This window comes from Phytobacter sp. RSE-02, from assembly GCF_040578655.1.
GTDB lineage: Bacteria > Pseudomonadota > Gammaproteobacteria > Enterobacterales > Enterobacteriaceae > Phytobacter > Phytobacter diazotrophicus.
In genome coordinates this window covers 369343-392291 of record NZ_JBEULY010000004.1, presented here as the reverse complement: position 1 = coordinate 392291, position 22949 = coordinate 369343, and the positions used below count along the sequence as shown (strand labels likewise).

The window sequence follows — 22949 nt, the reverse complement described above, 5'->3', positions numbered from 1 at the left end:
GTCTGCTTGAGGCGAATAAAAAATTTTCTTTTATAAACCTTGTCTGCGTTTCCACTCGTCGATCACATCGCCCAGATTTTTGGGGATATCATTGCGGATCCAGGCCATGAAATTACGGTCGAAACGGAAGTTTTCCCCGCACTGTTCGATCATGAAACGACGAACGTTTTGCGTGTTTTTGTAGTGTTTATCTATGGCTGTGGAACGGGTGAGCAATGCGCTATGCCAGTCAATTTTCAACGTCCCAACTCCCGGATTGTCTATTAATTAAAGAGTGGCAACTTAGCTTTTGGGGTTACCGTTCTGCGTCAGAAACTGCGCAATGGCCTCAACCACCCCGGCCGCCAGGGGAAGCGATGCGTTTGTATAAGCCGCATTATTCTCTTCCCTGTCATCAGAATTCACCGCTTTAAGAACATGGTTTACATCCGGTAAAAGAACAAGGGTTGCTTTCGGGTTGGCTGCCTTAAACTGTCGGGCATCATATTCCGTTACCTGGAGATCGCGTTGCCCCTGTAATACCAGTACAGGTTTAGTAATACGCGCGATCAAATGAACTGGATTAAAGGAAAAAATGTCTATAAGAAATCCCTGCACCGCCGGATAAAATAAATGTTGCACAGCAGGATGCCTGTTCTGAACATTAACATATCTACCCTGCTCCAGTTCGTTAATAACAAAAAGCGCATCGTCCAGCAGAATTGCGTTTTGCGGATTGGCTTTAAGCTGTTCTCTTAATACATCCCCCAGCGGGCGCGAAGGTGTTGCGACCAGCATTAAACCATAGACATCAGGTTCCTGCGCCGCCGCCAATGCCACGATCCCCCCCTCACTGTGCCCGAGAAGCCAGATACAGGAGTTTTCCAGACGCTGTTGCAATACCGTTATCCAGGAACGTACGTCTTCTACATAATCACTGATTGTCACGGCATTGGCGTCCGTTATCGCCGCTGAACTGGCAAACATTCCACGCTTATCCACCCGCAACGTTGCGATACCTTTCAATGCCAGATTTTCCGCCAGAAGCCGATACGTTGACGCATTAACCCCAAGCGGATTATTACCATCGCGGTCCGTTGGCCCAGATCCGGGAATTATCAGAATGACCTGTTCTGGCTTCGGACAGGGGCTAAGCAAGGTGCCTTTGAGAGAGCCTTGCGGGCCGGGTGCTTCCAGCAATGTTTCATATATGGTGTTATGCATAACCAGGTGAGCCATATAAAGTAAGGGGGTAAAAATGCTAACGGCATTTTTTGTAATGCTTTGAATATAGGAATTAAAATGCAGACAATCCATATAGTTTTACTTTTATATTTGTGGCGATGCAAGATGATCACAAAACAATGTAACCAGAGGAAAAGAGACTTTCTGTTTGAGATACCTGATGAGTTTCTTTTCTTTCACAATCAAGGAGATTAAACTCATTTCACCTTAATCCGAGCACTCAGGTATTTCGTCTTGAATCGCATTGTTAAGCTGGCGTGCCCTGCGCTCTTATTTTCGCTATTTACGCTCTCCGGCTGCTCATTATCCCCGGCGATTCCGGTTTTAGGCGCAGCATTTCCCGGCTGGTTCTTCTGCTTATTAGGCGCCGCGCTGTTACTTATTCCCTGCCATATCCTGATTGTGCGTCAAGGATGGCAATCGCGATTTTCTCCACTGGTCTTCAGCTATCTGGCGCTGATGTTCCTGTTCGCCACGATTCTGTGGTTCCTGTTCTTCGTAAACTAGATCCCTATGACCCAATCCCGCTCAAGCGTTATCCGCAAAAAATGGCCCCTGCTGGCACTCGTTCTCGCCGCTATCGTGGCGCTGATTATGGTTATCTGGCAGCTACAAACCTCGCCGGAAACCAACGATGCCTACGTTTATGCCGACACCATCGACGTGGTGCCGGAAGTAAGCGGGCGGATCGTTGAAATGCCGATTCGCGACAATCAGCGGGTGAAAAAAGGCGATCTGCTGTTCCGCATCGACCCGCGTCCCTACCAGGCGATGCTTGATGATGCCAAGGCGCGACTGACCACGCTTGATGCGCAGATTATGCTGACCCAGCGCACGATCAAAGCGCAGGAGTACAACGCGCAGTCGGTCAGCGCCGCCGTTGAACGCGCTAAAGCGCTGGTTAAGCAGACCACCTCTTCACGCATACGCCTTGAGCCACTGGTACCGCAGGGGTTTGCCTCACAAGAAGATCTGGATCAGGCGCGAACAGCCGAAAAAGCGGCGCGCGCCGAACTGGAGGCCACCCTGTTGCAGGCGAAACAGGCTTCCGCGGCCGTGACCGGCGTTGATGCCATGGTGGCGCAGCGCGCGGGGATCCTGGCGCAAATTGCGCTGGCCGAGCTGCATCTCGAATTTACCGAAGTGCGCGCGCCGTTTAACGGCGTGGTGGTGGCGCTGAAGACGACGATCGGCCAGTACGCCTCAGCCCTTAAGCCGGTCTTTACCCTGCTGGATGACGACCACTGGTACGTGGTGGCAAACTTCCGCGAAACCGACTTGCAGAGTGTTCGGCCCGGCGTTCCGGCCAGAATTACCGTAATGACCAACCATGGCCGTACCTTCGAGGGCGTAGTCGACTCGGTCGGCACCGGCGTTCTGCCCGACGGCGGCAGCGTCATTGAAGGCCTGCCGGTCATTCAGAAGAGCATCAACTGGGTCCATGTCTCCCAGCGCTTCCCGGTTAAAATCGCCGTCAAAGATCCCGACCCGAACCTGTTTCGCATGGGCGCTTCCGCCAGCGCCGTTCTCCAGCCGCAATAAGGAGACGGCATGCAAAGCTTGTGGCCGTTTCTGACCCGGGAACTCCGCGATGCGCCGGGGCGGGCGAACTATACCCTGCGCCTGACGCTCAGTTGTGCGGTGCTGATTGTGCTGTTTATGACGCTGCATATTCCCTTCCTCGCCGTGGCGCTGATCGTGGTGTTTTACGTCAGCCAGCCTAACGTCCTGATGATTAAGCTGGTCAGCGTGGTTTTCGTGGTGACCGTCAGCGTCGCCCTGGGCGGCGTACTGCTGATTATCAAGTGGACCTATGACTATCCGCTAATTCGCCTGGTTGCCTCGGTGATCCTGTTCTTCTGTGCGATTTACCTGATGCGGGTCCTCGGCAAGCTGGGGCTGGCGTTTTTCGTGGTGGCGCTGGCAGTCATCTACGCCCAGACCTTCCCGTCGATGACCAGCCAGAGCGAAATTCTGGTACGCCTGCTGCTGTGGCTATGGGTGGCGATTAACACCGCCATTCTGGTGACGCTGCTGGTCAACGCCTGTTTCCAACAGGCGTTCCCCGGCTATCAGTTTAAAGCCCGGCTGGTGGTCATGCTGCGCCAGACGGCGCGGATTCTTAGCCAACCGGATGGCGGGGCGCCGCAACCCTCCTTTAAAGAGATCGCCGGCCAGTTTAACCAGTTGCAGTCCCTGTACCAGCAAGCCGCCCGCGCCACGCCGGAGATTGCCGCCAGCCCGCAGGCCTGGCAATCGCTGATGGCCGCCGCGCTGCGCTGCTACCATTTAACGGCGCTGCTACAACCGGGCCGCGACCATTCCGATGCGCGCCAGCGAATAGCCCGCGCGCTGAACGCGCTGGCGGATAATCTGCCCAGCCCCACGGCGGCGGATATTGAGCCGTTGATGGTCCCACGCGATAGCGATAACAGCGCCATTTTGCAGGAGATCGCCGGGGTGCTGGCGCGGCTGGCGCGCGGCGAAACCATCGCGTTACCGCAGGGTGAAGTGGAAAAAGCGCCGCTGCTGCTGCCGGACGCGTGGTCCAATCCGGTCTATCTGCACTTTGCCCTGAAAACGCTGCTGGCGACGCTGCTGTGCTACGTTTTCTATACCGCCGCCGACTGGCAGGGCATCCACACCATTATGCTGAGCTGCGTCATTGTCGCCCAGCCGGGTCTGGGCGCTACCCTGCAGAAAACGTGGCTGCGCATCGGCGGCGCACTGCTGGCGACGCTGATTGCGCTGCTCCTGATCGTCTTTGTGCAGCCCTGGACCGACTCGCTGAGCGGCCTGCTGGCGATGACCCTGCCGGTGTTCGCGCTGGCCGCGTGGATTGCGGCAGGCTCAGAGCGCATCGCCTACGCCGGGATCCAGATAGGTTTCACCTTTGCGTTGGCGTTCCTGAGCTGGTTTGGCCCGCTCAGCAACCTTACCGAACTGCGCGACCGGGTTATCGGTATCCTGCTCGGCGTGCTGGTCTCCTCGATTGTACATCTCTATTTATGGCCGGATAGCGAAGCCCCGCAGCTCAAAGCGCGTCTGGCGCAGCTTTATCGCCAACTGGCGCAGACCCTCTCCTCAAGCGACGATGAGGTTCAACTGGTGCCGCTCTTTGCCGCGCTGACCGAGAGCGAAACCTTAATCAACCGGGTAGCCGCCGAGCCGCTGGGAACCTACGCCCACCCGTGGCCGGAAGCCAAAAACTGGCCGGTGCGGGCGACGTTCCATCAGGCGGAAGAGATCCTGCGCCTCAGCGAAGGCTATCGTCTGTACGCCGCGCCGGAGGATACTTTTTTACCCCGCTGCGCCCGGCGGCTTGAAGGCTACGCTGCCGGTATCGACGCGCAGCAAACTGCAACAGAACGCCCTCAGGCGCTTCTCCCGGACCCGGCGAATCCATTTGGCGCACCGCTGGTCAACGCGCTGGCCGCCCTGCCGGCGTGGCCATTTGCGTCTTCCGATATTCCGCGACAGGCAATGCAATCATGATTAAAACCTCTACTCTCCCGCGCGCCGCGCGATCCCCGGTGTTTGCCTTCGCCCTGACGCTGTTAACCGGGTGCGCATTAATTCAGGACGATCCCGGCCAGGTTCCGCTGGTCAATCCGCAGCAGGCCGAGCTGGCGCAGGTGATCCATCTGGCGAATAGTGGCTGGCCGACGGCGCGCTGGTGGGAAGGCTATCAGGATCCGCAGCTAAATATGCTGGTCAATCGCGCGCTGCAGAACTCCCCCACCATGCAGGCGGCGCGGCTGCGTATTTCGCAATCGCAGTCCACGGTCGAGCTGGCGCAGTCGGCAATGGGCGTGCAGGCCACCGCCGTGGCGGCGCAAAACCGTCTGCGGGTCACCAATAAACAGTTCACCTGGCCCTACTCCTTCTCCCTGCCGGTGGATAAAAACGGCCCTTGGTACACGCTGAATACGGTTGGCGTCGGGGCGACGCTGAATATCGATTTATGGGGCGCCGACCGCGCCCGCGTTGCCGCCGCGATTGGCGAAAAGAACGCCCGCCAGGCGGAGACCGCCGGCATCGAGCTGGATCTTGCCAGCAGCGTGGCCCAGCTCTATTTCGCGATGCAGGCAACTTTCCAGAAAATCGCATTACTTAATCAGCTGGAGGCCATCGCCAGGCTCTCGGTGCAGGCGCATGAGCATCGTACCGCGCGCGGCGTGGAGGATAGCGTCGATGTCGCCAACGCCCAGGCGGAGCTGCTGGCGGCGCAGCAGCAGGTGATTACGGCGCAGGGGACGCTGACGCAGTATCGGGAAACGCTGCGGGCGCTGATCGGCGCCGATGCGCATAGCATGCCGGAGATTCATCCCGTGGCGCTGCCGGCGCTGCAGGAAACGCTCCCGGATTCGCTTTCGTTTGAACTGCTGGCCCGTCGCCCGGATCTGCAGGCGCTGCGCGGCTACGTCAGCGCTTCGATGAACCAGGTGGACGCGGCAAAAGCGGCGTTTTACCCGCACTTCGATATCAAAGCCTTCTGGGGCTACAACGCGCTGAGCGTCGGCGATCTGTTTAAGTCCTCATTCCAGCAGGTCAACCTGCTGCCGGGGCTCTATTTGCCGCTGTTTGACGGCGGGCGCTTAAACGCCAGCCTGAAATCGACGCGTACGGCGAGCAATATTTTAATTAAGCAGTACAACCAGGCGGTGCTGGATGCGGTGCGCGACGTGGCGATTAGCTCCAGCCAGTTGAACGATTTGAACCAGCAGGCCGCGCTGCAGCAGCAGAAAGTCGCGGCGGCGATGATGACCACCCGCAGCGCCAGCGCGCACCATCAGCGCGGACTGGTCAGCTACTATGCGGCGCAGGAGGCGCGTCGTCCGGCCATCGCGCAGCAGCTTTTGCTGCTGGATATCGAGGCCCAGCGGCTCAGCACCGATATCACCTTGATTAAAGCCCTGGGCGGCGATTACCGCGGTCCACAGTCTGCCAGACAGTGAAAAATGGAAACAGAGACGTTCAGCGCGTGTTTTTATCAGCAGGAATTGCCGATTTTTGGAACCAATGCGCTCATGGCGGTAAATTTGATAAATCATAAAACTAAGAATAAAGGGAAAACCATGCTGATACAGCAAGCGCCACAGCTTGAAAAAGAGCACCTGATTTTAAAGCAATATACGCTCGACGATTTCCCGGCGCTATTTTAAGGACTAAATATGCAAATTGAACTGAGTTTTCTTGAAAAAATCGTCAATACAAAGAAGATGCCCTGGCCATCTGACACAGGACACAATCGGCGCTGTGTCCAAAACGAGAATGTTCTACCGTGCTTGCTTTCTCAGGCAAAAGTGGTGTGTAACTTTATCCATATCACATAAAGCAACAAAGCCGGCTCGTTCATAAAAAGTGAATGCCGATGATGGTGCGTTGGTGTTGATAAAATCAAACCAGAGGCCAGCATCTTTAAGTATTTCACTGAGCAAACCGCTGCCAACATGATTTCTTCTCCATGCCGTGTCTACATAGAGATGCCGCAGACGTCCGGTGCCAGTTATTTCCGTAAAGGGATCGATGTTAAGTCCGCACACGCCAACAATTAAATCATCAGCATAAGCCCCAAGCAGTTTTTCTCCGGGCCTGTCAAAGCGGTTCTGTCCGTTTAACCAATTTTCTTCCAGTCGGTATAGCATGTTAAATCCTTCAGCCATGCTCTTTAATTTTAACTCCGTAAACCCTGGGCTGGCCGGGGTAATGTTTGTGAATTGGATATTCATGAGCCGTTCCAATGATTTCGGTTTGCATAGCTTGGGCAGAATTGACAGCGCGTCCAGGGGAAATCTGCCGTGCCCGGATGTCCCCTGTGTGCCAACAGCAGACATTGATAACATTGAGATATGTTAATTTATGGGGAGCAGGTCACGCGAAGGTTACGGTGTGAACTGGACAAATATCGAAAAGCATATGATCCGCCTGGGTGGTGTATTTGCACTCTGATCACAATGAAGGAGGCCATGGGTCATGCCAGCGTTAGATCATGTATTACCTTCTGTTTTAATTATAGAAATCAGCGGGCACGCATATAAAATTAAGAAGGATTGATTAATTAAAATCATCTCGAAAATCTCTTAATGCTAAATTTGTATATTCTGTATGCACAAAGTAGCTCGTTAGAAAATCGAAATCAAAAAAAGGTGATTTTTTATTATTAAAGTCATCATGTCCAATGAACATATTTCTCTTTCTGTTGAATATATCTTCCGACTTATTAATGATTTGAACTTCTTCCATATTCAAGTTGCTTTTAAAATTCTCCATCTGCAATATAACATCTCTATCCTCAAAATGAAGATATAAACTACCCGAGAAAAAGATATACAACCCTATATTGAAATCTGCATAATATAAACTCTTTCCTGATAGCCAAATATATTTACTCCCAATAGTGAAAGATATGGGAAGGGAATGAAAGATTTTTTCCTTTACATTATTGAGACACATACAATATGTAACATCCCCTTCGGCAACTATTTTAGCCCTTCTCAACAAAAATGATGCTAATGAATTTTCAGAAACAAATCTATCAGCAACTTTCGCAATTATTCCATGAGGGTTTTCATCAATGGCCTGGCAACACCAAAGATCTTTATCAGCATTTATTTCTAGATATTTTGCACTCACAACGATCTTGTCATTCCCACAAATGGGATCTATCGCAAAGTAAGAATACAACCCAGAGGTATTATCCAGGTTAAGCAAGGATGGATATCCCTCAGTAATATTGATATTGTAATTCATTGCGGCTCCTATCATTCACTTTGGAACTATATTAAGTTACAGTTTCATTATTAATTAGCGTTGCACTATCTGATTAAATATCAACTAAGCTTTGCAAAATTTTTTCTCAGTTAATCTATATTCATTTCTTGTAGCTACTTTCCCAATATTTTTTATTGCGGGATTGCTTCAGGTTCCCGTGACCAAAACTACACCATTATAAGCTAACATCCGTTGAATTTCAGGACCAAAAGGCTCGAAATCAGGATCTCCATAACGATCTTACTTTGCGAGACTGAAACTGTCTGTGATAGTTTATACGCCTCCCCGGTATGATGAGCACCTTCCTTCTCTATGAGAACAATCGGGAACTTCCGCTCCTCGCTCACAGCAGACATGATGGTCACGAAGCCTGTCCGCTTTGTGCCAAAAGCAGACGTTGATTACGTTGAGATATGTTAATTTATGGGGAGCAGGTCACCTGAGGGCGCGCACTATATGATGTGTCTAACTCTCGGATTAAGGTGGTCGAGTGGAACCAAGCTCCGAATGGAACATATTTCCCCAAGAAGGGAAGTGATACAAAAGCTTTTGAGGGAAATGTTCCTCAGTCGGTTCTTGATAGTTTAGGATTGAAATGATGAAAGTTTATCAGGGTAATATTTCTAAAGAGTCATTAAGCCTGTTTGTTTCAGATATTGGCTCCGGAGAATTTTTTTCATATGTAGGGCACTTGGTTTCACTAGAGCAAGCAATTTCTGTGCTGGGTTTGCTCTCTCCTGATTTTATTGAGATCCAGGGGCATATTTTCTGGCTACCTAACGCTCAGCAATACGACCCGAAAAGGTTTCATTTGCTTGGGCTAGTAGAGAGTAAATCTAGTGTATTAGTACAAAGTACATCGCGCAGAGACGTTGAACGATACAGAAATATTTTTTCAATAAATCAGTTTTTTCCAAAGTGGGAAGATGCACCGGACCGACCCGCATTTAAAGTAGGTCTGTCAAAAGAGGATTATCGTCTTTGTCATTTATTTGCCGAGCAGATAACTAGATATTGGAAGCGCGCGTTAGCAGAGGCTTTCCCGGATAAGGTGTTTCAGTTTGAAATCGCTGACGACCTTCTGGATGAATATGGGGTTTGTCTGACATTTTGGCAGGAGTCTGTCAGTAATTCAGTGTAACTGCCCACTCGTTTAAGGTGAGCGCTCAGGCGGTCACCGAACTCGATAATGAAACGACGCATTTCCAGCCGCCGGTTCTGGATCAGCATATTCCATTTTTTGCCTTCCACAGAGGTAAACTCTGGAAATGCTGACCCGCTTCCTGTTGATTCGCACAGAATGCTGTTAGCAATGTCCGTTCCTCACTCACATCTGCCCTTTAAGCCCTGCCTTTGGGCAGCTATGTGCTAAGGGCGGACGTGGCCAACATCATCCTTTGTTAAATAAAGGGGAGCAGGTCATCAGTTAGAAATTGTATTTCAAAAAAGTGATAAAGAATTTATTGAAAAATTACTTTCGCTATAAGGGGGGCCGACGTAGAACGTCTAAATGTGGGTTTGGCATTTATAAACGCAGGTTGCTAAAGCTAGTTGACTCCAAAGATAGATCGATACCAAGAAAGATAGTCTGAAGAGCGCAGAGCCTCAACTGTGAGGATATCTGACGTTTGTACGTCAATTACTACGATGCCCGCCATTGCAGCTTCAACGGCAATCTTGCTAATGGCTGTCAGGATGTCACCGCGGCCTCTAAGACCAAGGTGTAACGTCGCATCCGAGAGGGACACTTCAATAAACATACCCGCTCCACCGACGATGGCGGTGTCATCCGCCTGCCATATAAGTCCAGGGAATAGTTGTTCGGCGTATGCCTTGTAGTTTGCTCGTGAGAAGGAACTGTCCTGCTCGAGTTCACCGATCGAATTCACTACACCCTTTGCTTTTACCAGCACGAAGTCAAGACTCATTCTTTATTCCGACTTACTTTCATTGGCCTGCTCCCCGTTGATTATCACATGCCGGTGTTAGTCCGTCATCTGATATAAACTGGCTTAAAGGACCGCTCCTCGCTCATAGCAGATCTTCTGTGTTATGTGCTTGTCTGCTGGGTGCCAAAAGCGAACGTTATTACTGCTAGTTTATTAACTATGAGGGGGCAGCTATGATTCTTGAAGTCTCTCGGGGTCATATCCAAGTAAAAATTGGAGATAGAACGGTGACCGTTCAAGGTGAGATGTTCTTTCCCGGTAACGATAAAATTGGCTTTGTGTTGTACAAGGGGGACTTGAGGTTTTGGGATGCGCCTAACCAAAATCAGGATATGACTGTTGATGATGTCGATATGGTTATTGCTGATATTCAGTCCGATTTTTCCAAGGGCGGGCATACGTTACATTATGTTGAGTGACGGCAGCATTTTCGCACGTGTTTCTATCTTTGCATTGTGTCAAAAATCAATAATTAACTGATTTTATTTTACCTTAAGGAAGGTTATCAACAGTAACTAGAACTATGATGAGAATTCATTTTCAATGAAAGGCTCTGGCCATTCACTTTCATATGCAATAGCTTCAATTTCCAGACAGTTTTCGTTTCCTACAGAGATCATGAAACATCCTCCATATGGGAGTTTTTGATGATTAAAACCTTGCTCCCAATAACGTTCTTTGCTTTTTTGAAACTCAGTTGTCATAGACACCTTTACGGTTGAAAAAAAGCCAACACCTGTTCTTTTTCTCTCCACTACTTCATCCGTAGAAAGTGCCGCATTTAAAACAGTGATATCGCTTTGCAGAGTAAACAGTAATACAAAACGTTCTTCATCAGTTAGCTTCATCAAAATGGCCTCATAATTGTAGCCTGCTTCCCGTTTATTAACACACGTGAATACCAGTAATGTCCACCTTGACGGTGTTTACAATTGTCAACTCCCGCTCTTCGCTCACTGCTGCCCCCCACGGCTATTCCGCTTCGTGCCAGAAGCGGACACCATCAACATCGTTGCCCCGGAGAAAAAGTGATCGCTGCTTTTTCATTCCGGTTAAAACAGAGCGAGACAATGATGTAGTGATAACGGGAAAAAGTAACATCATTAATACCTCATGTAACATTACTATCGAAACACCCGATAGCCTCCTTACACTTATATTTCCCGCTTTCACACCTTCTGGCTTGAAATGAATTTCTCCTCTTCTTTAATTAAAGAGCCGGATTAACCAAGGCTCTTTATAGTCAGTCCGATATTTCATGAAAATGTAGTTCGTTACGTTTACGAGATCCTGACTTGCCAGTAGATAAATGTATCTGTACTGGCATTCATGATGATGCCCGTTCTGTCACGATGGATCCCACATTAAAGGTACAAACTGGTAACCATCATCAGGTTTAACTACATGTCCCATCGAGGGGAATGAAAAATGAAAACCCTGAAGAAGGATCTTATCTTTCACAATCCGGTCATAAAGTTGTCGACGAGTTTTTTCAGCCAAATCAGGATCCATATCTGACCATCCATGCCATTCAGGATGGCGTATAAACAGAGCCGGATGCGTTGTCACGTCCCCCTGAACAATGGCGGTGTGATTTTCAGAACTGATTATAAATGAAGAGTGGCCCGGGGTGTGGCCGGGGGTTGCAATAGACGTTACCCCCGGGGCAACCTCTTCATCGGGTTCGAATTTATGCAGGTAGGTTCCAATTATGCCAAATATATGTCTGGCACGTTCAAAGTTCGTTTTTATTCCTTCTGTGGCGGCATTTTTCATATTGCTGTCACTCATCCAGAACGCATATTCTGCTGCCGGAACATAAATCTGTGAGTCCGGAAATGCTGGCTTATTATCAGCCGTAATTAAGCCTCCGATGTGGTCAGCATGAAAATGCGTAATTAAAACTTTATCAATCTGTTTTGTACTGAATCCTGCTGCCGAAAGGTTCCGGTGGAACTGCCCCCCGATGCCCTTACTTTGTTGAAACGCATTTTCCCCCAGCCCCGTGTCAATCACTACCGTTTGACCTTTTGTTTTAAGGAGCACAGGAGTAAAGGTCAGCGTGATTGTGTCCGGATCTAAAAAATTGTTTGTAAGTTCCGATGCGACAACCTGTGGGCTGGCATTCAAGACAAAGTTATCCCTGCGCGGAAAACTGTTTGAACCATCTGTGATTGAATAAAGCTCTGCCGACCCCAGCGTGTGGCGATAAATGCCGGCATTGGGAGAGTAAGGAGTGGTCCCCGTTTTCGGGTCTTTATTCACTGCGGCGAATGAAGGGATGCCCGTAAGGGATGATATCGCTGCAATTGAGGCGGAACCCGCCAGAAGAGTACGTCGTGAGATGCTGTTCATTTTCTGTACCTGTCCTTTGCCCTGCATTGCGAGGCTTTGTGTTTAACTACGGCAGAAACTGAACTATAAATGAACAGAAAAATGAAATTAAGACATAAACCAGTATAATGGTTATACTGAAAATTAATAAATCCTGAATAATTCATCATGAATAAGATTGATTTAACTGACTTAAATACTTTCATCACTCTTGCTGAGGAGCTCAGTTTTACAAAAGCGTCGGTGCGACTGGAAACATCACAGTCTGCTTTGAGTCATGCCCTTAAACGGCTTGAAATGCGTCTGGGCGTACGGCTTTTTACACGTTCAACCCGCCAGGTTTCCCTGACTCAGGCCGGAGAACAGCTTTATAACACTCTGCAGCCCGCTTTTGAGAGCATCGCTCTGGGTCTCAACGAAGTCGGAGCGTTAAGGGAAAAACCGTCAGGATCTATTCGTATTACTGCTCCGCCCTATGCAGCGAGGCAAATTCTGTTTCCTGTTATCAGGACGTTCAACGAAGATTATCCTGACGTAAAATTTGATATCAGCGTTGATTCCGGATTCAGGGATATCATATCCGAAAGGTTTGATGCGGGGATCCGCCTTGGCGAATTAGTCGCAACGAATATGGTTGCACTTCGCATAAGCCCGGATATGAGAATGTCAGTAGTTGCTTCCCACACGTATATTGAACGCTACGGATTACCGAAACATCCGGCTGAGCTGGCAGCTCATAATTGCATTAATTTCAGACTGCCAACAAATGGAGGAAATTATATCTGGGAGTTTGACGACGGAAGAAAAAAAGTCAACGTAAGAGTTGATGGACAGCTTACTTTCAATGATACCGATCTGATCATTGAGGCAGTAGTACAGGGTGCGGGGATAGCCTGTCTTACCGAAGCCCAGGCCAGAGAGTTAGTGAACGCAGGCAAGCTTGTGCGCATGTTAGAAGAGTGGTGTCAAAGTTTTCCGGGTTACCATATCTTCTATCCAGAGCGGAAAAACAATTCCGCAGCGTTCAGATTATTTATAGAACGCCTGAGAATGAAAAATAATAGCAATTATTCATAAAATGCATCTGACTGGTCCTCATTTCACTTATGTACCAAGCCTTCGTCAGCGGAAAGCAGCCGCGAACTTCCGCTCCTCGCTCAGAGCCGCCGTTCCAATATCTCGTTTTTACACTAACTACGCGCAGATAGACCTGATATCCCTCGTTTACCAGGTAACGGCATCCTTCCCTGGTCATCTGCCTTTTTCTGGTTGTGGCCCCCGGCAAGTTTGCTGTCACAAAACCTCACGCAACCAGGCATCCACCTCCTGCACAAGGCGCAGGGGATTGTTGCCCTGACAATGGGCGTCAGCGCCCGTTTCTGCATCCAGCATCGTTAATCGCTTATTCGCCGACGGAATGGCGTTGTGCCATTCGATGCTCTGCTGCTTCCATACGGCACCCTCCTGGCCGCCAACAACGGTGAGAAAGGGAACATTAACTTTCGCGGGAGCGGCGGCGGCGCTTTGCCACTTATCGGCCAGGGCTGTCAGGTTATCGACGCCAGCCTTCCAGAGCAGAACTTGCATATTGCGGTGGGCTGCTTCCGATGGAGCGTGCATTTCTTTCTTCGTTGCTCCGGCGGCGGCAAGGAATAATTCTTCGGGACGTGAGAGCGCGGGTGTCGCGACAATGGCCGCAAGACGTGGCTCTTCCGCTGCCGCACGGCAGGCGAAATAGCCTCCAAGGCTCATGCCGAGCATAGCCAGCTTCTGTGTATTCACGCCGAAACGGGCAACCAGAGTATCGATCACTGCACCGATCGGTCGTTCGATTTCAGCTTCCCAGTACAAGCTCTGTTCTGCCACCAACCCCTGCCCCGGCAGATCGACCAGAGCAACCGCATAGCCGCGTTCCAGATAATAGCGCCCCTGTGACAGAAAACGGTCCTCGTGGCAGGTATCCGCGCCACCGATAATCAGGATTGTCGGTGCTGCCTGGTCGTTTGCAGGGAAAAAATGGCCCGGCAATTTGCCGCCGGAATAAGCGACCTCAAAGCGCGTTGTCGGTAAGCCCAACTCTTGCATGGCCTGATCGAACAACTCCTGGCCTTTGCGAAACAAAGCCGAAAAATATGCGCCCGGCAGGACGAACTGCCACGCTGAACGGTAGCAGGCAAACGCTTTAAGACGGGTTTCACCGGCTGCGCGCATTACGCCCTGTCCGGCCCAGCGCTCTGCCTGTGTCGCGAGCACCTCACCTTGCCGCTCGAAGGCCTGTGTCCAGGTGTCAGGGTTACCGTCCTCAATGTGTGACGCAATATGAAAGGCTTCGCCCACCGAAAGCCCGCCCGTCGGCCCCCAGCCCAGCGCACCGAGGAAGAACAAATCCATATTCGGATCGGCAAAGCGGTAACGCTGGGTAAGACGCGCCGTCGAGTAGTCGCTGCGTAACGTGCTGTTTTGTTCGGTCATGATGGTTGTTCCTTTTTGGATCGGAGTAGATCGTGTGGCGACGGCGCTGTTTTGGATAATCTGGAAAAGTGAGGCCGCTGACGAACCGTTTCACGTGCGTCGATTTGTTTAGTGAGTCCATCATTCTGATCACCGGCTGGCCAGCATTTGCTTACGGGATTTCCTCCGGAGAGAAAATGCGTCTGCGACAAAAGGGACTATAAGGAACTGGCAACCGGTCGTCATTGCGAAGAAATGACAAATTATTATTCAATCTTGCCACATGGCGAGACGTCTGAGCATAATGGTGGGATGCCAATACTTAATCAGTCGCTGGCCGGTGCCGACTGGATCGACCCGGATACGCTCCCTCGCCCAATTGTGACAATGGGCTTTCTCCTCACTGACCTGAATGGGTTTGAGCTGGAAGCGCATGCCCACCAGAAAGGGCAGGTCATGTTTGTGCAAAAGGGCGCGCTGAGCTGTGAGGTTGCCGGAGGACTATGGATTGTGCCGCCGGGCAGCGCGATGTGGATACCCGGAGAGATCGCTCACAGTCTCAAGGCTGCGGGTGGCCTGGAGGGGTACAACACGTTCATTGCGTCAGACTTAGCGGCGGGCTTGCCTGCGACGTGCTGTGCCATATCGGTGACGCCTCTGCTGCGCGAATTATTGATCCGCTCTGCTCACCTTCCCGCTTTTTACCAACAGGGTGGCGCTGAAACCCGTCTTTTTGATGTGATGATCGATGAGCTCACCACTGCCCCGCCCGAGAACCTTCACTTACCAATGCCTGTCGATGCGCGTCTGCGCCGGATGGCGGACCTGATGCTTCAATCGCCAGCAGAAAGAGGAACATTGAGCGACTGGGCAAAGCGGCTTGGCTTCAGCGAGCGAACGCTTGCGCGTCTGATAAGCCGACAGACCGGTATGAGTTTTGGCCGCTGGCGACAGCAACTCACGATCATGCTCGCTGTCGAATGGCTTGCAAAGGGAGTATCGATCCAGCAGGTTGCCGGTTCGCTCGGCTACGAGAGCGTACCGAGCTTTACAACCCTTTTTCGCAAATTACTGGGAACATCTCCGGGGCGTTACATGGCAGAACGCCACCGGGATGCACAATCAATGAAGCGCTGAGCAGATCTGTGGCGCGAGTTTCATCCATTACAGGCTGGTTTCGCTGGCATCCCGACTTTATTGTCAAAGCTCATTAGGGTTGTCTAATCGGAAGCTCATCAGGAATATCCAATAGTTGAGATGACTGCTTTGGGCCAGGAGCGGCCCTAAGGGCATTAAATGAGTATGGATATTTTAAAAAATTCGGATAACCGACAGGTTGCCCCGGAAACGAAGCTAAAGCGGTGCAACGTTCTCCACTACATGCTGGAAAACGTAGGGATCGGAAAGTAGTTCAAATTCTTCGTCACTCGGGTACGTCACCGCTACGTGATAGCTTTCTCCGGCAAATGCCTTAACCGACTGCAGATCCTGCCAGTAAGTCGCCAGGAAAAAATGCTCCCAATCCCCCTGGGTTTCTCTACGCACAAAAGCGCCTCTGTTCCCAGATATGCTCTTTGAATGCTTTACACCAGTATTCTCAAGGTGTTTCGCAAAAGCTTCAGCATGTTTTAGCGGAACACAACCGTGCCAGGTCCTTACAATCATTAGTGTTTCCTCTTTTCGTGGTAAGAATGTAACCATACCATCGAAAGTCACTTTATGGCGTATTTTCCGATGAGTATGCCTCGTCACTCAAAAGCTCATTATTGGGATAAGCCAGCTTCCCTCTTCTTGTATGTCCGCTCCTCGCTCATAGCAAACCTTCAGATCAGTCAGTTTGACCGCTCCGCGCCAACCGCGGACGTTGCTACTCCCCCAGGCACGCCATTAACCCGTTTACGGTGCGGCTCATTCATCTTCCTCCTGTACAAATGGCACGAACGGAAAGATGTCACTCCCCCTCCTCCTGTATATCTACATCCACACAGAGTCATTACGAAAGGGAGGCATGGAGATGCTCAGAGGTAAAAGAGCGGTTATTACCGGTGGAGGTGGAGGATTTGGCCAGGCGCTGTGCGTGTGGCTGGCCCGAGAGGGTGTTGAGGTGGATTTTTGCGCGCGGCGGGCTGAGGATATTCAAAAAACCTGCCGCATCATCACTGCTGAAAGCGGCATTGCAAAAGGGTATATCTGTGATTTAGCCCGACCTGAATCCGTTTCTCAGTTTTCTTCACAGCTTTTAACCTCAGACAAGCCCATAGACATTTTAATTCTCAATGCCGCTCAGTGGTTGTCAGGGAGCTTAGACGATCAGCCTGACACAGAAATTATTAATACCGTCAGTTCAGGTCTGACAGGTTCGATCCTGTTGACTCAGGCGTTGCTGCCTAGATTAAGACGTTCAGACAGTGCGGATATCATCTCAATAATATCTTCATGTGGCGTCCCGAATTTTACGGACTCAATTGCGCATCCCGCTTTTTTCGCCAGCAAACATGGGCTTAGCGGGTTTACAACTAAACTGTCGCAGCAGTTGTCTGAAGAAAATATCCGTGTTACCGGGTTGTATCCGCCGGATTTTGAACTTACGGGGTTAGAGACGTTTGTCGATGAGCAATCCAGAATGGGGGAACGTCTGATGAATGGACGATCGGTCTGGGAAACGATTCGTTTCGTGCTGACTCAACCGCGCAGTTGCCATATCAGTAGCATCTACTTTCAAGGTCCAACTCGCGAGGACCTGAGTGGCAGGTCAAACGCCTGAGGCTCAGCTTTTCCCATGACAGCCTTGCCTAATCACGCAGCGAAAAGCTCATTAATAATGGTGAATAAAAGTTGTAGCTCAACCCCTGTCACAGGGTTGAGCTACTGCTTATTTATGCGTCGTGCTGAGTCACCGTTTCGGGTTGTTGCAGCAGCGACCGTACCGTCTGATGGCGGTGCCAGTACCAGGCCAGCACTTGCTTGAATCTCTCAATCTCTTTCTTCAGGCCCGGCAGAGGAATTTTGCTGCGTTTTTTGCCGTTGGCGTTCGGCTGCACATGTTGTACGTGCAGGGTATCCCGGCCAAAATTTCTGAGAACGTTGATATTTTTAACATTATCCCAGTCCAGCAGTTCAGCCGTTTTCGGCAACACAATGCCCTGCCAGGTGATTTCGACCTGTGAACCGTCTTTCAGCGTAAAGGGAACATTCGGGAAATACTTAAGGACCAGCGCGGTCTCTTCTTCTCCCGTGGGCTGATAGCGCCAGGCCAGACTCTCTTCATGCGTAGACGAGAAATCACGCTCATATTTCTGCCAAAGCTGCTGTTCGATGTTGTCGGCAACGGGCATTAAATCAACCCAACTCTCCGTCGGGAGTTCCGCTGCCACCGCGGCATAGGCGGTTTCTTCGACGGAAAAACCAACGTTACGCATCCTCTCAGTCAGCGGTGGGTGTGAATCAAAGGGATGCGGCACATTATGTTCACGCATGGCACTGATAAAACCGGGCGAATTTACATGTGCAGGCAAACCGGCTGCGATGGTTTTGCGGATCCCCAGTTCACTCTCATGCAGCGCGTTATTGGCAAACAGATCCCTTTCAACTTCATAGCGATAACTCGCATACGCTGAAATTTTGATCAGGGATTCGATGATCGCGGCAGGTGAAATGAGCGCGGAGGCATTGCGATCGGCAACGAACTCACGTTCACGGCTGTTGCGTTGCCATGCCAGTTCAAACAGCATGCGATACAAATACAGCGGATAGTAGACGATGAGCGTGGCCACATTCTCGCTCATCAGGGCAATATAGAGATCGAAACGGTGGAGCTTCGGCCCCAGTAACGCGCCCGATGCCGTGTCGCCTTCATGCAGGTGAGTCAGTTCATGAACCATGACGCCATCAGCCTGCGCAAGCGTCAGTTGGCGCAACAGCGGAATACTGACATAGAGCTTGCGGCCCTTTAGCAGATGGTCATTAACGCGCAGCGGTGCTTCTGTTACGTAGAAATTGGTGTCGATACCAGCAATAACATGGTCCGGCGGGGTTGTTCCTACTCTGGCAGCCAGCGCATCAATCCGTGACCACAGTGCAGGGGCGGCTTCGCGACTCACGACTTCGCCTTCGATATTCTCCTCAGGCGGGAGCTTTTTAAAGATGCCTTTGATGATGTAGTAGATACCCGCCAGCACCATCAATCCGACTAATATAACCAGTTTTGGATAGTAGGTTTGCGTGAAGAAGGCGGTTCCCCAGAAAGAGAGCCAGACCAGCATCGCCCCTTGAACAATCACTTCAAGTGAACCTGCTAACATCAGGAATGGCCGTGCCAGCATCAGGCTTAACAACTGGCTCTTACGGTTTCTAAAGGCCAGCGCGCTGAATAGCACGATCATCAGCAGTACAAAACAGCCGGCAATCAACGTCCAGGATGCAACGTTGTCCATCATGTAGAACTGCCAGAGTTCGGAACCTGGTGCGCAGACCGCCTTTTTATAGTTGAGCAGATCTTCGGTAACCGGGCCGCAAACGCTTGAAGGTGGATTCTCTTGCAGGAACCCGGCAAGTTTCCCGGCATCCTGGTGTTGTTTTTGTGCATCCTCAATAAAGAATTGCGTGTATTCCTGATTGAGTGATCTATTCCCGTACTCAGCAAAACCTAGTGTGATCGCTGGTATAAGAAACAGGGTTAACAGTAACCAAAAGAGTACTTTTGTATAACCCATTTTCAATTCCGTTATGCTTTTCAACGTTATTAACTCATCCACTGTTTATAATGGGAAAAACTGCTTTCGCGGAGATTACCGGAAGGAGTTTACTGTACAAGTTAAAGAGGAAAGTGCCCTCTTGCTATGCTTACACTATTTTACAAATGGTACATTCTGATTGTAAACCTACCTTTGTTAGTAATGGAAACGGCAAAGTTATTTTCAGCAGCAATTTCAGTTTGGGATGGGCACAATGGTTGCTTTATTAAATTAAGGCTTCTGAAAAAATCAGGAAAATATCTTGTTTAACCGTGACATTGCTGAGTAAGTGCAGGGATAATTCATGCGATAAACTATATTAACCCCAATAAAAACAACAAGTAACAAATCACCCCCTTGATCAACAACGCCTACTCGTGCGCAATAGGATAATTCGTAATTTGCATTATTATTTTTCATATCAATAAGGATAAGGAGACTCTGCCTTTATGTTCCCACCCATTATTTGTGTGGTTTTGTCTGCATTATCGGGCATAAAAAAGGAATTCGAAATGGAATATGCTATCCCGCCTTGCTGCCTGCTTACTTAGCTTCTACGCTGTAACCCCTGCATTTTCAAAAAAAGGAAATAACACCATGAGGAGCTCGCAATGAAGTTCAAGAATATATCTAACCTGTCAGCCGCAATATTCTTTACCGTAACGCTGGGTTGCACAGTTAATGTGGCATCAGCCGCCGAATTGCAGACGACGGAACAAAAAGCTGCCACGACTGAAACAATCTCTCTTCTGGATGGAAAGCAGGAATTCCAATTACAGGGCTATGAGGTTCAGCCTGTTCCAGGCGGTGCGCCTGGGAAAATGTATGTCAATAAACAGGCTAAACGTGTGCTCATTATTGGCGAAGAAGAAATTCCGTTGGCGGCCCGTGCTGCCAGTGAAGATGATTTTCTCACGGGTCTGAAATCCATTAAAGATCAGCAGAAGCAATCCTCTCCCTCTTATAAGGTTGTTAGTGAAAAAACGGAGAACGTGAAGGGATTGAAGGTTTATCACATTGAAGCCACCAGCAATATGGACGGTACTGACGTGTTTCAGGCAACCTTAATTGCTGTCGCCAACAAAAAATTCACCATTATTCAGGTCATTTCGAACCAGAAAGATAAACCGGGCCACATCGCAGCGGTAAACAATATTCTTGGCAAATGATTTGACAGGCGCGCCCGGTAAGGCCCGCGGGCGTCTGTTCCCCTCACCCTCAGCCCCGGAGGGTCAAGGTAACCGAACGTGCACGCTCGCAGGCTTTAGCGCATCACCTCGACATCCCCCAACTTTATCACTCACACTTAATCCAAAGACGTAGTCTGCGCGGGCATTGTGCTTTACACTGCGCGCTGCAAAAATTGAGTAGATAAACGATTAATCAGGCGGTAATGGCGATGAACGGAACAATCACAACGTGGTTTAAAGATAAAGGTTTTGGATTTATCAAAGATGAAAACGGCGAAAACCGGTACTTTCATGTGATTAAGGTCGCCAACCCTGATCTTATCAAGAAAGATGCCGCAGTGACCTTCGAACCGACCACCAACAACAAAGGGTTGTCCGCGTATGCGGTCAAAGTCATCCCGGAAAGCAAGTACATCTATATTGCAGGTGAGCGCCTGAAACTCGCCTCGATTAAGTCTTTCGTGGTGTTCAGCGAAGAAGTACCCGTTGAAACCGGGATCGATAAAGAAAATGCGGTGCTGTCGGTGGGGCTTCTGATGAACAACATCAAGCCGAAATCCGCACAGAAACCTGGCGAAATGCGCTCGGTAAAAAAACTGGCGATCACCACCTTCCAGGGCACGACATTAATCTTCTCGGAAGATGAAATTGACGTTGAAGCCACGGTGAAAATGCTCAAAGTCTGACATCATCAGGCTGACCCTGTGCCGACCTCGTACGCGGTCCATTCGCCACCTGTCGGCACGATTTCTGCCCTTTTGGATGTTGCCGTATTAATCCGGCAATTTTCCCTCGGGCAGTAAAATAAGACTGCTATTATCTAAACCACATCGGCAGCATCAACTGGCTCAGACCTTAGGGAAAGACTTATGAACAACGAAATACCGCTTAAATTTTATGACATCGTGGATGAGTATTCGACGGAAAGCGAGAAGCCGGTGAGCGAGCAAGAACGCGATCCCCTGGCGCACTATTTCCAGTTGCTGATCACCCGTTTAATGAATAATGAAGAGATCAGCGAAGAAGCGCAGCAAGAGATGGCCCGCGAAGCCGGTATCAGTGAAAAGCGTATCGATGACGTCGCGAATTTCCTTAATCAATGGGGCAACGAGTAACGCCCCATCAGTCTGTATCGGGAAGGCGGCAGCCTGCGGTGACTGTCCCCTTCTCGCTTAGCGTCTGCCTGGCGCACTCATGGCAGGCGGATATGACCTCACAGCGTAAACGCCCCTTCCATCGTGATCACACTGCTGCCGCCCACCCGCACAGCCGGTGTGCCCTGCGAGGCGTCATACTCTGCCAACAGCAGGCTGGCACGCCCCATATCCACTCCCTGCCTTACGCGCAAAGAGAGCGTCGTCTTAGCATTAAGCGACGCCAGCAGCGCCGTCACTGCAGCCGTCGCACTGCCTGTCGCCGGGTCTTCGGTCATCCTCGGCGTGAACATCCGCGCCTGCAAATCACAATCCTCTTCCTGTGTTGTGTCCAGGGTATAGGCATAAATGGACACTGCGCCGTCCAGTGGCAGAACAGCCCGGAAACCTTGTAAATTCGGTACGCAGCGGCGTAGCGCATCGCGGGAGGCGAGTTCCACAATCAGAAATGGCAGCCCCACCGAAGCCACCAGCGGCTGATGCACAGCCGTGCTGATGCAGTCTGTCTCCAGCGACAGACAGGCGGCGACCTGTTCCGGGCTCACTTCGGAACGGCAGGATAACGGCTCCGGCACCCGCAGTTCGGCCCCGCTCACCACGCCATTGTCTTTGAGCAGACGAACGGGTACCAGACCCGCCGCTTCTTCAAACTGCAATATCTCAGGCAGCGTCTCGCCGTTCGCCGCCGCATAGCTTGCCAGTACAAAGGCAGTGCCGACATTGGGATGCCCGGCGAAAGGAATTTCCCGCGTGGGGGTAAAAATGCGCACATGCGCCGTGTTTGCCCTGTCGTCTGGCGGCAGCACAAACGTCGTTTCGCTGTAGCCGAACTCAGCGGCAATCTGCTGCATTTGCCCGGAGCTCATCCCCTGTGCATCTAAGACGACGGCGACGGGGTTGCCAACAAACGGGGTATCCGTAAAAACATCTGCAATGACATAACGTCTTTTCATTCTCTGCCCTGAATTCCATAGACTATTTAACAATGTACATAACCAGGAGTATCACAATTTTACAGTCACGAACACCTGCCAGATTCATCGGGTAAAAAGTCATCCGGAGCAGAGCCAACTCTTGCCTAATGTAAAAAAGAAATGAAATAACTTATAAAAGACCATGGTTTTTACTGCCTTTTATTTC

Annotated in this window: 24 protein-coding genes; 13 read left to right on the top strand and 11 right to left on the bottom strand. The window is 50.4% G+C overall.

Translation table 11 applies throughout. The features are described from left to right. Positions 1-30: 30 nt before the first annotated feature. Together ABU190_RS12025 and ABU190_RS12020 are read right to left on the bottom strand one after the other, a co-directional pair. A complete protein-coding gene (locus ABU190_RS12025) occupies positions 31-240 on the bottom strand; it encodes a DUF6434 domain-containing protein (protein ID WP_354691421.1) in 210 nt (69 codons plus the stop codon). 42 nt (positions 241-282) lie between these two features. Next, on the bottom strand, positions 283-1203 hold the full coding sequence (locus ABU190_RS12020; RefSeq protein ID WP_354691420.1) for an alpha/beta fold hydrolase: 921 nt from the start codon (positions 1201-1203) through the stop codon (positions 283-285). Positions 1204-1458: 255 nt separating this feature from the next. Between ABU190_RS12020 and ABU190_RS12015 the strand changes: the two genes are divergently transcribed. From ABU190_RS12015 to ABU190_RS11995, 5 genes are read left to right on the top strand one after another with little or no spacing between them, the layout of a single operon-like run. Continuing rightward, positions 1459-1731, top strand: coding sequence for a YtcA family lipoprotein (locus ABU190_RS12015; RefSeq protein ID WP_041851459.1), 273 nt, complete (start codon positions 1459-1461; stop codon positions 1729-1731). Between the two features lie 6 nt (positions 1732-1737). Beyond that, a complete protein-coding gene (mdtN, locus tag ABU190_RS12010; RefSeq protein ID WP_354691419.1) occupies positions 1738-2766 on the top strand; it encodes a multidrug transporter subunit MdtN in 1029 nt (342 codons plus the stop codon). 9 nt (positions 2767-2775) lie between these two features. Next, positions 2776-4719 (top strand): FUSC family protein, encoded by a 1944-nt coding sequence (locus ABU190_RS12005; RefSeq protein ID WP_354691418.1) that lies wholly within the window; start codon positions 2776-2778, stop codon positions 4717-4719. Then, positions 4716-6182 carry an MdtP family multidrug efflux transporter outer membrane subunit gene (locus ABU190_RS12000; RefSeq protein ID WP_354691417.1) on the top strand — a complete coding sequence of 489 codons (1467 nt, stop codon included), beginning with the start codon at positions 4716-4718 and terminating at the stop codon, positions 6180-6182. The genes ABU190_RS12005 and ABU190_RS12000 overlap by 4 nt, the downstream gene beginning before the upstream one ends. A gap of 3 nt (positions 6183-6185) precedes the next feature. Next, entirely contained in the window at positions 6186-6389 is a 204-nt protein-coding gene (locus ABU190_RS11995) for a hypothetical protein (protein WP_354691416.1), read from the top strand. Positions 6390-6503: 114 nt separating this feature from the next. On the opposite strand, the gene ABU190_RS11990 is transcribed toward ABU190_RS11995, so the two are convergent. Together ABU190_RS11990 and ABU190_RS11985 are read right to left on the bottom strand one after the other, a co-directional pair. Beyond that, positions 6504-6956, bottom strand: coding sequence for a GNAT family N-acetyltransferase (locus tag ABU190_RS11990; protein WP_165158480.1), 453 nt, complete (start codon positions 6954-6956; stop codon positions 6504-6506). Between the two features lie 325 nt (positions 6957-7281). Next, positions 7282-7977, bottom strand: coding sequence for a hypothetical protein (locus tag ABU190_RS11985; protein WP_354691415.1), 696 nt, complete (start codon positions 7975-7977; stop codon positions 7282-7284). 616 nt (positions 7978-8593) lie between these two features. Between ABU190_RS11985 and ABU190_RS11980 the strand changes: the two genes are divergently transcribed. Continuing rightward, a complete protein-coding gene (locus ABU190_RS11980; RefSeq protein ID WP_354691490.1) occupies positions 8594-9139 on the top strand; it encodes a hypothetical protein in 546 nt (181 codons plus the stop codon). Between the two features lie 406 nt (positions 9140-9545). Here ABU190_RS11980 and ABU190_RS11975 read toward each other — a convergent pair whose 3' ends face one another. Then, positions 9546-9926: a hypothetical protein gene (locus ABU190_RS11975; protein ID WP_335255101.1), complete on the bottom strand. Its 381-nt coding sequence runs from the start codon at positions 9924-9926 to the stop codon at positions 9546-9548. A gap of 194 nt (positions 9927-10120) precedes the next feature. On the opposite strand from ABU190_RS11975, the gene ABU190_RS11970 reads away from it, so the two are divergent. After that, positions 10121-10366, top strand: coding sequence for an Imm74 family immunity protein (locus ABU190_RS11970; RefSeq protein ID WP_354691414.1), 246 nt, complete (start codon positions 10121-10123; stop codon positions 10364-10366). 102 nt (positions 10367-10468) lie between these two features. Here the strand turns inward: ABU190_RS11970 and ABU190_RS11965 are convergent, their stop codons facing one another. Further along, positions 10469-10795 (bottom strand): hypothetical protein, encoded by a 327-nt coding sequence (locus ABU190_RS11965; RefSeq protein ID WP_354691413.1) that lies wholly within the window; start codon positions 10793-10795, stop codon positions 10469-10471. Between the two features lie 499 nt (positions 10796-11294). Beyond that, the gene (locus tag ABU190_RS11960; RefSeq protein WP_354691412.1) at positions 11295-12302 is read right to left on the bottom strand and encodes an MBL fold metallo-hydrolase; all 1008 of its coding nucleotides are present in this window, start codon (positions 12300-12302) and stop codon (positions 11295-11297) included. Positions 12303-12449: 147 nt separating this feature from the next. On the opposite strand from ABU190_RS11960, the gene ABU190_RS11955 reads away from it, so the two are divergent. Next, positions 12450-13358 carry a LysR family transcriptional regulator gene (locus ABU190_RS11955; RefSeq protein ID WP_354691411.1) on the top strand — a complete coding sequence of 303 codons (909 nt, stop codon included), beginning with the start codon at positions 12450-12452 and terminating at the stop codon, positions 13356-13358. 216 nt (positions 13359-13574) lie between these two features. On the opposite strand, the gene ABU190_RS11950 is transcribed toward ABU190_RS11955, so the two are convergent. Continuing rightward, positions 13575-14753, bottom strand: coding sequence for an alpha/beta hydrolase (locus ABU190_RS11950; protein ID WP_354691410.1), 1179 nt, complete (start codon positions 14751-14753; stop codon positions 13575-13577). 291 nt (positions 14754-15044) lie between these two features. On the opposite strand from ABU190_RS11950, the gene ABU190_RS11945 reads away from it, so the two are divergent. After that, positions 15045-15869: a helix-turn-helix transcriptional regulator gene (locus tag ABU190_RS11945; RefSeq protein WP_354691409.1), complete on the top strand. Its 825-nt coding sequence runs from the start codon at positions 15045-15047 to the stop codon at positions 15867-15869. Between the two features lie 216 nt (positions 15870-16085). Here ABU190_RS11945 and ABU190_RS11940 read toward each other — a convergent pair whose 3' ends face one another. After that, on the bottom strand, positions 16086-16397 hold the full coding sequence (locus tag ABU190_RS11940; protein WP_193793567.1) for a hypothetical protein: 312 nt from the start codon (positions 16395-16397) through the stop codon (positions 16086-16088). A gap of 349 nt (positions 16398-16746) precedes the next feature. Between ABU190_RS11940 and ABU190_RS11935 the strand changes: the two genes are divergently transcribed. Beyond that, the gene (locus ABU190_RS11935; protein ID WP_354691408.1) at positions 16747-17496 is read left to right on the top strand and encodes an SDR family oxidoreductase; all 750 of its coding nucleotides are present in this window, start codon (positions 16747-16749) and stop codon (positions 17494-17496) included. A gap of 112 nt (positions 17497-17608) precedes the next feature. Here ABU190_RS11935 and ABU190_RS11930 read toward each other — a convergent pair whose 3' ends face one another. Beyond that, complete coding sequence (locus ABU190_RS11930) at positions 17609-19444, bottom strand: M48 family metalloprotease (protein WP_354691407.1); 1836 nt, start codon at positions 19442-19444, stop codon at positions 17609-17611. Between the two features lie 632 nt (positions 19445-20076). On the opposite strand from ABU190_RS11930, the gene ABU190_RS11925 reads away from it, so the two are divergent. The 3 genes from ABU190_RS11925 (at position 20077) to ABU190_RS11915 (ending at position 21770) form a co-directional block, all read left to right on the top strand. Then, positions 20077-20634, top strand: a complete 558-nt coding sequence (locus ABU190_RS11925) for a hypothetical protein (protein WP_354691406.1) — start codon at positions 20077-20079, stop codon at positions 20632-20634. Positions 20635-20858: 224 nt separating this feature from the next. After that, positions 20859-21341, top strand: coding sequence for a cold shock domain-containing protein (locus tag ABU190_RS11920; protein ID WP_041851468.1), 483 nt, complete (start codon positions 20859-20861; stop codon positions 21339-21341). A gap of 183 nt (positions 21342-21524) precedes the next feature. Beyond that, on the top strand, positions 21525-21770 hold the full coding sequence (locus ABU190_RS11915) for a YmjA family protein (protein WP_296414688.1): 246 nt from the start codon (positions 21525-21527) through the stop codon (positions 21768-21770). A 98-nt stretch (positions 21771-21868) separates the two neighbouring features. Here ABU190_RS11915 and ABU190_RS11910 read toward each other — a convergent pair whose 3' ends face one another. Then, positions 21869-22762, bottom strand: coding sequence for a PhzF family phenazine biosynthesis protein (locus tag ABU190_RS11910; protein ID WP_354691405.1), 894 nt, complete (start codon positions 22760-22762; stop codon positions 21869-21871). Positions 22763-22949: the final 187 nt, after the last annotated feature.

Coding starts and splice junctions, on each gene's coding strand:
- ABU190_RS12020 (WP_354691420.1), bottom strand. CDS start 1,203: ATGCATAACACCATATATGAAACATTGCTGGAAGCACCCGGCCCGCAA.
- mdtN (WP_354691419.1), top strand. CDS start 1,738: ATGACCCAATCCCGCTCAAGCGTTATCCGCAAAAAATGGCCCCTGCTG.
- ABU190_RS12005 (WP_354691418.1), top strand. CDS start 2,776: ATGCAAAGCTTGTGGCCGTTTCTGACCCGGGAACTCCGCGATGCGCCG.
- ABU190_RS12000 (WP_354691417.1), top strand. CDS start 4,716: ATGATTAAAACCTCTACTCTCCCGCGCGCCGCGCGATCCCCGGTGTTT.
- ABU190_RS11995 (WP_354691416.1), top strand. CDS start 6,186: ATGGAAACAGAGACGTTCAGCGCGTGTTTTTATCAGCAGGAATTGCCG.
- ABU190_RS11990 (WP_165158480.1), bottom strand. CDS start 6,956: ATGAATATCCAATTCACAAACATTACCCCGGCCAGCCCAGGGTTTACG.
- ABU190_RS11985 (WP_354691415.1), bottom strand. CDS start 7,977: ATGAATTACAATATCAATATTACTGAGGGATATCCATCCTTGCTTAAC.
- ABU190_RS11980 (WP_354691490.1), top strand. CDS start 8,594: ATGATGAAAGTTTATCAGGGTAATATTTCTAAAGAGTCATTAAGCCTG.
- ABU190_RS11975 (WP_335255101.1), bottom strand. CDS start 9,926: ATGAGTCTTGACTTCGTGCTGGTAAAAGCAAAGGGTGTAGTGAATTCG.
- ABU190_RS11970 (WP_354691414.1), top strand. CDS start 10,121: ATGATTCTTGAAGTCTCTCGGGGTCATATCCAAGTAAAAATTGGAGAT.
- ABU190_RS11965 (WP_354691413.1), bottom strand. CDS start 10,795: ATGAAGCTAACTGATGAAGAACGTTTTGTATTACTGTTTACTCTGCAA.
- ABU190_RS11960 (WP_354691412.1), bottom strand. CDS start 12,302: ATGAACAGCATCTCACGACGTACTCTTCTGGCGGGTTCCGCCTCAATT.
- ABU190_RS11955 (WP_354691411.1), top strand. CDS start 12,450: ATGAATAAGATTGATTTAACTGACTTAAATACTTTCATCACTCTTGCT.
- ABU190_RS11950 (WP_354691410.1), bottom strand. CDS start 14,753: ATGACCGAACAAAACAGCACGTTACGCAGCGACTACTCGACGGCGCGT.
- ABU190_RS11945 (WP_354691409.1), top strand. CDS start 15,045: ATGCCAATACTTAATCAGTCGCTGGCCGGTGCCGACTGGATCGACCCG.
- ABU190_RS11940 (WP_193793567.1), bottom strand. CDS start 16,397: ATGATTGTAAGGACCTGGCACGGTTGTGTTCCGCTAAAACATGCTGAA.
- ABU190_RS11935 (WP_354691408.1), top strand. CDS start 16,747: ATGCTCAGAGGTAAAAGAGCGGTTATTACCGGTGGAGGTGGAGGATTT.
- ABU190_RS11930 (WP_354691407.1), bottom strand. CDS start 19,444: ATGGGTTATACAAAAGTACTCTTTTGGTTACTGTTAACCCTGTTTCTT.
- ABU190_RS11925 (WP_354691406.1), top strand. CDS start 20,077: ATGAAGTTCAAGAATATATCTAACCTGTCAGCCGCAATATTCTTTACC.
- ABU190_RS11920 (WP_041851468.1), top strand. CDS start 20,859: ATGGCGATGAACGGAACAATCACAACGTGGTTTAAAGATAAAGGTTTT.
- ABU190_RS11915 (WP_296414688.1), top strand. CDS start 21,525: ATGAACAACGAAATACCGCTTAAATTTTATGACATCGTGGATGAGTAT.
- ABU190_RS11910 (WP_354691405.1), bottom strand. CDS start 22,762: ATGAAAAGACGTTATGTCATTGCAGATGTTTTTACGGATACCCCGTTT.